The sequence below is a fragment of the Okeania hirsuta genome (genome assembly GCF_003838195.1).
GTDB classification, from domain to species: Bacteria; Cyanobacteriota; Cyanobacteriia; order Cyanobacteriales; family Microcoleaceae; genus Okeania; species Okeania hirsuta.
Map to the genome: position 1 here is coordinate 1 of NZ_RCBY01000591.1, position 1,260 is coordinate 1,260.

General features: G+C 33.5%; 1 protein-coding gene. It reads left to right on the forward strand.

The window, feature by feature from the left end; translation table 11 throughout:
* Nucleotides 1–271 precede the first annotated feature (271 nt).
* Nucleotides 272–1,021 (forward strand): urea ABC transporter ATP-binding protein UrtD, encoded by a 750-nt coding sequence (gene urtD / locus D5R40_RS33090; protein ID WP_124146043.1) that lies wholly within the window; start codon nucleotides 272–274, stop codon nucleotides 1,019–1,021.
* The last annotated feature ends 239 nt before the right edge of the window (nucleotides 1,022–1,260 follow it).

Here is a 1,260-nt window from a genome sequence, read left to right on the forward strand (position 1 = left end):
TCAAAAGTAATACAGCTATCTTACCTGTGATAGTCATTTGAAATTCAAAAGTAGTACAGCTATCTTACCTTTGATACCATTTGAAGTTCAAAAGTAGCACAATGAAATCTGCTGTATAATTGATAACTAGATATCTCCAGAAAAGAGGGAGTAGGAAGAAGGGAGAAATAATTGATAATTTCTGTGGGATAATTGATTTTATTTTTTATTGTTGGAGATATCTACTGATAACTGATAACTAATAACTAATAACTAATAACTGATAAAAACCGTGATAGAAAAAATTTTAGAAATTCAAAATTTAACTGTTAGTTTTGATGGCTTTAAGGCTCTAAATAACCTCAATTTCACTATAAATGTTGGTGAATTGCGAGTTATTATCGGTCCGAATGGAGCTGGAAAGACTACTTTTTTAGATGTAATTACTGGCAAAGTTCAACCAACAATAGGAAAAGTATTATTTAGAGGTGATAATTTAATGAAAATTCCCGAACATAAAATAGCTTGTATGGGAATTGGGCGTAAATTTCAAACACCTAGAGTATATCTAAATTTAACTGTTAGAGAAAATTTAGATTTAGTTATTAATCGCCATAAAGGAGTAATTGCTACTTTATTTCGTAAAGTTCCTTCCGCAGAAATTAGAAGTGTTGCTGGTTTATTGGAAACTATAAATTTAGTTGGAAAAGCAAATATTAAAGCAGCTTTTTTATCTCATGGTGAAAAACAACGTTTAGAAATAGGTATGTTAGTTGCTCAATCTCCCGAACTATTATTAGTAGATGAACCCGTAGCTGGTTTGACTGATGAAGAAACAGAAAATATAGGTTCTCTTTTGTTAAACTTGGCTGCCAGTCATTCAATTATTGTGATTGAACATGACATGGAATTTGTGCGTCAAATAGCCAAAAAAGTAACTGTTTTACATCAAGGTTCTGTACTTTGTGAAGGAACTATGGATGAGGTGCAGAATGATGCAAGAGTTATCGAAGTTTATTTAGGAGCTGTTGAAAAAATCTGAAGGCAACAAGCAACAGGAATTTTTACCAAACATTGTATCGCGCTTGGTTTTACTGAAAACTTGAAATGTTTAAAGTCAGGTATATCTATAAGGTCGCCTTGCTTTTGAAGGATTAAACTTAGTATCCACAAATTGCACCGGAGAATGAGTTTCTATCCACAAAGTTGCCCCGCAGGATAGAGGAATGAACTACCCCGCCGTGTAGACGGACGGGGTTTCTAAGTCCCCGTCAACAAAGT